This window comes from Mucilaginibacter sp. (assembly GCF_041663085.1).
Classification (GTDB): domain Bacteria; phylum Bacteroidota; class Bacteroidia; order Sphingobacteriales; family Sphingobacteriaceae; genus Mucilaginibacter.
Genome location: NZ_JBAZRC010000042.1, coordinates 23,888 through 31,014, shown reverse-complemented (window position 1 = coordinate 31,014; position 7,127 = coordinate 23,888). Strand labels below are relative to the sequence as shown.

The 7,127-nt window shown below is 39.7% G+C and carries 7 protein-coding genes; all 7 read left to right on the top strand.

Going from position 1 to position 7,127, the window contains the following annotated elements; all coding sequences use genetic code 11:
- Positions 1–658: hypothetical protein (locus tag WC615_RS10290; protein WP_372978014.1), on the top strand; the 658-nt coding region annotated here is incomplete at its 5' end.
- A 25-nt stretch (positions 659–683) separates the two neighbouring features.
- The gene (locus tag WC615_RS10285; RefSeq protein WP_372978013.1) at positions 684–1,556 is read left to right on the top strand and encodes a hypothetical protein; all 873 of its coding nucleotides are present in this window, start codon (positions 684–686) and stop codon (positions 1,554–1,556) included.
- A 239-nt stretch (positions 1,557–1,795) separates the two neighbouring features.
- Positions 1,796–2,635, top strand: a complete 840-nt coding sequence (locus WC615_RS10280) for a glycosyltransferase (RefSeq protein WP_372978012.1) — start codon at positions 1,796–1,798, stop codon at positions 2,633–2,635.
- A gap of 17 nt (positions 2,636–2,652) precedes the next feature.
- Positions 2,653–3,093, top strand: coding sequence for a hypothetical protein (locus WC615_RS10275; protein WP_372978011.1), 441 nt, complete (start codon positions 2,653–2,655; stop codon positions 3,091–3,093).
- A gap of 51 nt (positions 3,094–3,144) precedes the next feature.
- Complete coding sequence (locus WC615_RS10270; RefSeq protein ID WP_372978010.1) at positions 3,145–4,239, top strand: NAD-dependent epimerase; 1,095 nt, start codon at positions 3,145–3,147, stop codon at positions 4,237–4,239.
- A gap of 197 nt (positions 4,240–4,436) precedes the next feature.
- Complete coding sequence (locus WC615_RS10265; protein WP_372978009.1) at positions 4,437–5,867, top strand: polysaccharide lyase family 1 protein; 1,431 nt, start codon at positions 4,437–4,439, stop codon at positions 5,865–5,867.
- Positions 5,868–5,980: 113 nt separating this feature from the next.
- Positions 5,981–7,117 (top strand): glycosyltransferase family 4 protein, encoded by a 1,137-nt coding sequence (locus WC615_RS10260; protein WP_372978008.1) that lies wholly within the window; start codon positions 5,981–5,983, stop codon positions 7,115–7,117.
- The last annotated feature ends 10 nt before the right edge of the window (positions 7,118–7,127 follow it).

Genomic DNA, 7,127 nt, shown 5'->3' with positions numbered 1-7,127 from the left:
TCAAAAAAAACTTTCATTGTACAGCTTTTATAAACAATCTGCTTGTTGTGAGAACCTTCCGGGATATATAAGGAAGCCATTTTTTACAAAGGTGATTGATTTGACAGCACCGCTTACCGAAATCGAAAAGGGGATAGAAAAGCAAACTATTTACGAATATAACAGGGGAATGAAGGAGGGTGTAATGACGATGTTAGAGCCTGATTTATCTCAGTTTGTAATATTTTATAATTTGTTTGCACAGCAAAAAAAGCTACCTCCCTTAGGGCGGGGTTTTTTTAAGTATGTCAAAAATATCATCATTACCAAGGCCACTTTGGATGAGTCAGATTTGGTTATGCATGCCTACATTCTTGATGAAGAAGCATCAAGGGTTCGGTTGCTTTATTCGGCAACATCAGGCAACTATACTATAAAAGGTTATTCAAGAGCATTGCAAGGGCGAGCCAATCGCCTACTTCACTACAAAGATATTTGCCTGTTTAAAAACCAGGGCTTTAAGTGTTACGACCTTGGAGGTTACGCTATGCATACCAGCGACACGGCATTATTGGGAATAAATAAATTCAAAGACAGTTTTGGCGGGTCAATTTTAGAAGAAAGTGATTATTTGCCCCTACCTTTAAAATTGTTCGCCACATTATCCGCTTTATTTTAATATGCGCTTGCAGTTTAAAAATGTTATGGCAAAGCTATTCTGTTATGATAAATGGAATATTGGGCATATTTTTCAAACTCCAGAGGAATTTATTGCTAAAAAGGGAATCTCCAGCGGGGTAAAATGGCTTCCGGAGGATAGTATAGACTATAGAGCTGACCCTTTCCCGGCACGGATATTTGGGCGCCTGTATGTCATGTACGAGGAGTTAAGCTTTTGGAATGGTAAAGGAAGGATTATGATAATTGATGGTTTTCAAAATGGATCATCAAAAATGGTCAGGGGCATATCAGCCAAAAATATTCATTTATCTTATCCTTATCTGTTTGAAGTTAACGGCGCCTTATTTTGTATACCAGAAACCTGTCACTACAACCGGGTCGACCTTTTTGAGGTAGATAGTTACCATCCTGAAACACTAATAAAAAGAAAAACCCTTGTTAGTGGTGCAGAATTTGTAGATAGTTCAATGGTGTTTTTTGAAAACAGGTACTGGTTGTTTACCAGTGTTGCAAATGAATATGGTAGTTTATACCTATATCATTCAGATTCATTACTGAACGAGTTTGTCGCCCATAGCCTTAACCCTATAAGCGTTGGCATAGCGCAGAGCAGATCAGCAGGTTCGTTATTTTTTGTTGGTGGTGATTTGTACATGCCCACTCAAAATCCCCAACGGTGCTATGGCGGTTCTATCGTGGTAAACCGGATCATTAAATTGACACCATTTGAATTTTGCAGCGAAACAAGTTTTGAAGTATTCCCTCAAACACCTTATATGGAAGGGATACATACCATAAATTTCTGTGATGGATTATTAATAATTGATGGTAAACGGAAAATTAAAAGCTTAATGGCCCCTTTTAAAAAGGCGGTTAAAGCACTTAAAAACTTATGATAGTAACCCAGCCTGAAATAGTTTTTGTATCTGATGCAGATGAGGCTAATGGCGCGGAAAAAGTTTTATTACTTGCCGCCCGGACGGGCTCTTTACCAATTGTTTTTTTGAAAAAATCAAAAGTTCGGCGGTTAATTATTCCTGCTTTACACAAGGTTACATACGTTTCAAATATAAGTATGTTATTGGGGTTTATTGGATTGCCGTGGGCGCTAAGGTATTATAGGAAATCGCCGGTAATGTTTAGTACCCACCCGTATGTAAATGTATATCTGGGTTTGTTAAAACGAATTGGATTTCTAAAATCAAAATTGGTTTTCAGAGAATGCACATCTGTTTTTTTGCGATACGCCGGGTTTAAAAAATGGCTATACAAAGTAGGCTACAGGTATGGTTACGTAAGTGCTGATCTTATTATTTGCCAAACACACCATATGCGCCAGTCGTTGATAGATCACGCAGCTTACCTAAAGCAAGAGAAAATTACAGTAATTGAAAATCCACTAGATATTGATCAGATACTTGCTAAGGCAAATGCCTTTTTATTAGAACCCGAGCTTAGTACAGGTTATATATGTACGGCAGGCAGGCACATATCCGAAAAGGGTTTTAACTATCTTTTGGAAGCGTTTAAATTAGTACATGAACGCTTCCCCAATATTAAACTCCTGATAATTGGCGACGGGCCTAAAAAGAAAGAACTTATCTGCCTGATTGAACAGCTACGGCTTCGGGATTCTGTTATTTTGAAAAACTGGCAGCCAAATGTTATCCCTTACTTTAAGCATGCAAAGGTATGTGTTGTAAGCTCTGTGAAAGAGGGGTTCCCAAATGTGTTGTTGGAGATGATGACCGTTAATCGCCAGGTTGTTTCAACTTTGTGCGCCGGGGGGATAGAAAATATTCCCGGACTAATTACCGTACCGGTGTCATCACCAGTACTAATGGCAGAAAAAATTATCAGCGTGCTTGAAAAAGATATCTATCCCTTGCCTAATGTTTTTTTTGATTTCCTCAGCACACGCACATCTGCCGCTTATACCAGGCAAATACTGCAAACGCTTGAATTTGTTTCTTAATCTTTAATCCTAATTATATGAAAAAGCTATTTCAACCTAAGTTCACTTTGGTGGCCTTTGTAATCTTATCCGGTTTAATATTATTAATTAATTCCTGTAAAAAGGGGGCTAACATTGTGCCTGGTAAAATTGTGACGGTAACAACCGGCATTGCAAAAGATACAACGTTTCAACTTAACCTGAGTTACCTTAAAAACGACGGGAAGAACTGTTATAAAATGGCGTATAGATTAGATTGGGCTGGCGACTCGAATGAGAATCCTGAACAATCAACTCTTCGTTTATTTGAAGATAATGTAGAGCTTGGCCCTGCACACACCGAGCATCAGGAAATAAGGGATCTTGGTAGGGGGCGATTTAGTCATTGGGGTAATTCGCTTTATTTTTCTTCTTCGGATAATACAGATCCAGTGCTAAACCACAGGAAATACACCTGCACTATTGCGATATCTAAATAACGGCTCATATCGCCCGATCGATAATTTTTAACAAACACTAAACCTTATATTATGAAAATTTTAGTAACCGGCACTGCCGGGTTTATAGGCTTTCATGTTGCCCAGCGTTTACTGGAAAGGGGTGATACGGTAGTGGGTATTGATAATTTGAATGATTACTATGATGTACGCCTGAAATATGCCCGTTTGGCACAAACAGGCATCGATGTTAAAAACGTTGTTTATGGACAACCTGTTCAAAGTACTTTATATGCCAAGTATTCATTCCTTAAACTTGATTTGATTGATAAGGATAAGTTAGTAGAATGTTTTGCAGCCAATCAATTTGATGCTGTTTGTAATCTTGCAGCTCAAGCCGGTGTAAGGTATAGTTTAACTAACCCGGATGTATATATTGATTCTAATGTTAAAGGCTTTTTAAATATCCTGGAGTGTTGTCGTCATTTTAAAATAAATCATTTGGCCTACGCCAGTTCCTCCAGCGTTTACGGGCTAAATAAAAATATGCCTTTTAGGGAAAGTGGTGCTGCGGATCATCCCGTGTCGTTGTATGCGGCATCAAAAAAAGCGAATGAAATGATGGCGCATACCTATAGCCATTTATTTGGGCTTCGAACTACCGGGCTTCGGTTCTTTACAGTTTACGGCCCATGGGGAAGGCCGGATATGGCACTATTCATCTTTACGAAAGCCATAATTGAAGGCACGCCGGTTGAATTATTCAACAACGGTAATATGCGCCGTGATTTTACCTATATCGATGATATTGTTGAGGGCATTGTTCATGTTATTGATAATCCTGCCGCTTCAAACCAGGCCTGGAACCCCCAAAAACCAGATCCATGCACATCAAGTGCCCCATTCAGGTTATTTAATATTGGGCGCGGGGCACCCGTAAATCTGGTCGAATTTGTAGATGAGATAGAACATAAGTTAAATATTAAGGCGATCAGAAAGTATAAGCCAATGCAGGACGGAGATGTATCAGAAACATGGGCCGACGTATCAGCTTTAGACGAAAGTGTAGATTATAGTCCCAGGGTATCTGTTCCAATGGGCATTTCATATTTTATATCATGGTATAAATCGTTTTATGGCCCTATGGCAAACAATCTGACTTTTGAGAAAGCGGTTACAAACGCGTAGTAATGTCATATTTTTGTCACAAACTGTATAATGGTTTACACTTGCCTTTACAGTCAAAATACGTTCATTTTTAGAGCAAAGAGCTATAAAAACGCACTTTGCCATAGTATAACGCCAAACTAAATAAAAATCATTCAGAACTTTTAACGGTAATTTTTGAAACGGGCATCCGTTTCTTGACCTTAAATTTTAACTGAATGAAAAAAAACACAAAACAATTAAAAAAAGTGACCTTATTAGGCATTGTTTGTATCGGCGTTATGATTGCCGGCAGTTGTAAAAAAGGGGAAAGTACACTTACTCCGGATCCTCCGGGCCTCGTCGCTACCGAGCACGTTAGTATGTTACAGGCAACCTCGGGAGTTGGGGCGTCAAATGTATTAAGTGTTACACTTACCGGGCTTAAATCAGACGGTGGCTACGCTTACAAAATCGGTTATCCGCTGGATGTGGCTGGCGATAGTAACTCCGCCCCTACAATTTCAAAATTAAGGCTATTTGAAAATGGTAAAGAAATTGGGCCTGCGCATTCCGTTCATCAGAAAATACGTGACCTCGGTAATGGCCGGTTTAGCCACTGGGGAACAACACTTATTTTTTCAGCGTCGGATAATTCAAACCCGGCAACGAACGGAAGATCATATACCTATACGCTGGATGGATCGGCCCCATCAACCACAGTAACCAATCCGGGGGGTAGTACTGGTAGTGTACAGCCACCGGTTGGTGCAAACGCAGGGCTTTTGGGGTATGCAATGGTAAACGGTACCACCACAGGCGGCGCAGGTGGCCAGTCTGTCACAGTAACAAGCCTTTCAGCCTTAAAAACCGCTCTTGGGGATAATGCTGCAAAAATCGTTTATATAAGCGGTGCAATTAAAGGATCTGGTAACGATTACATTTATGTAAAATCAAACAAATCTATCATCGGTAAGCCGGGTGCATCATTAGAAGGAATAAACCTTTACATGTTTACAGTAAGCAATATTATTGTGCAAGACATCCGGTTTAAAAATTATGTTACTGATGCAGCATTAATGATTAAGATGTCGACACACCATGTATGGGTTGACCACTGCGAGTTTTCAACCGATCGAACTCATGGCTGGGATTACTGGGGTAAAGATATTTCCATTACAAGAGAAGCCGATTATGTTACAGTTTCCTGGTGCAAGTTTCATGATACCAACCTTTCTGTATTAATTAGTGGTGGTATTCAGGGGCATGAGGCAGATAAAGGAAAGCTGCATGTTACAATGCATCATAATTACTGGTATAATGTAAGCGAGCGCGAACCAACAATGAATTATGGTAGTGTGCACTTATTTAATAATTACCATTTAAATAACTCAAGTTATAGTTTAGGAGCAAGGGCCGGTGGCACCGTCAGGACAGATAACGAATATTTTTCGGGCTGTCATAAACCAATCACAACCAATCTGGATGGCGATCCTCCGGGCTATTTTAGTGGCGTAAATACTAATATTTATAAAAATTGCGGCGCCAATGATATAACTACAGCTATATCCACTTGGGTGCCAAGCTATGCTTATCAAAATGCTTTAAATGCAGCTGCCGATGTGCCTGCCTTAGTAACGCAGGGTACTGGTCCACGAGCTATAAACTAATTATTCTTTACTACAAAATATGTTATAACCACCCGTTGCCCTTAATGGGCCGGGTGGTTAAAACTAAAGTGCGTTACTATCCTGCATCTTAATGATCGGGGTAATGAATTTAGATGATAAATGGAAAACAGCGCATATTGATTGTTGGCGATACGGCCAAATCATTAATAGACTTTAGAGGAAAACTTGTTCAAGAGCTTTCAAAGCGGCACAATGTTTATGTTTTTGTGCCAAAAATACATGATGAAAAATTTGTTCTGAAGCTGAATGAGTGGGGCGTCGGTATTTTTGAGAGCAATTTAAACGGAAGCAACGTATCAATACTTTCAGATATGCGCTTCATTGCCCGGCTTGCCGGTATTATAATCAAAATAAAACCCACGATTTTTTTCCCGTATACGCTAAAGCCTATAATTTATGGGGGCATATTAGCCAGGATATTTAGAGTAAAAGCAATTGTGCCTATGATAACTGGCCTGGGTTATACGTTTACCCAAGAGAATGGCATAGGGCTGATAAAAAAAATCACTAAACAACTTTTAAAGATAAGCCTCGCCGGGAAGGGGCAATGCCTGATTTGCCAAAATAGCGATGATCCGCAAACGCTAAAAATAAATGCAATAATACCTGTATCTCAGTTTGTGCATGTAGTTAACGGATCGGGAGTGGACCTAAACCACTATGCAGCAACCCAACCAAATTTGAACAGTATAAGTTTTTTAATGATAGCCCGGCTGATAAACGCTAAAGGTGTTTTTGAATACTACGAAGCTGCCCGAATTGTTAAGATGTTATATCCCTGTGTTACATTCAAACTGGCAGGGAGCAGTGGGAAAAATGTTGATTCAATTGATGAAACCCTGCTCAACAAAATAAAATCAGGTGAAGTTATAGAGTATTTGGGCGAGGTTGCTGATATGCGGACACATATCAACAAGTCTTCAGTTATAGTTCTGCCATCTTATTATGGTGAAGGGGTGCCTCGCTGCCTGCTTGAAGCAATGGCAATGCAACGTGCTATTATTACCTGTAACTCCGTTGGATGCAAAGATACGGTAAGCCTTGCCGATAGGCCTAATGGTTTCCTGGTTCCTGTAAAAAACGTAAGTGCGTTGGTTGCAAATATGGAAGCTTATATAGAACATCCGCAATTGATTGCCCAACACGGACATAACGGACGTTACTGGGCCCAGAATAAGTTTGACGTTGAAAAGGTAAATAAAGATATCCTAAGAATTATGCAGTTATAAATACATCAAA

What these genes read in the sequence shown, in the direction of transcription:
- WC615_RS10270 (WP_372978010.1), top strand. Translation starts at nt 3,145, where the DNA reads ATGAAAATTTTAGTAACCGGCACTGCCGGGTTTATAGGCTTTCATGTT.
- WC615_RS10265 (WP_372978009.1), top strand. Translation starts at nt 4,437, where the DNA reads ATGAAAAAAAACACAAAACAATTAAAAAAAGTGACCTTATTAGGCATT.
- WC615_RS10280 (WP_372978012.1), top strand. Translation starts at nt 1,796, where the DNA reads ATGTTTAGTACCCACCCGTATGTAAATGTATATCTGGGTTTGTTAAAA.
- WC615_RS10275 (WP_372978011.1), top strand. Translation starts at nt 2,653, where the DNA reads ATGAAAAAGCTATTTCAACCTAAGTTCACTTTGGTGGCCTTTGTAATC.
- WC615_RS10260 (WP_372978008.1), top strand. Translation starts at nt 5,981, where the DNA reads ATGATAAATGGAAAACAGCGCATATTGATTGTTGGCGATACGGCCAAA.
- WC615_RS10285 (WP_372978013.1), top strand. Translation starts at nt 684, where the DNA reads ATGGCAAAGCTATTCTGTTATGATAAATGGAATATTGGGCATATTTTT.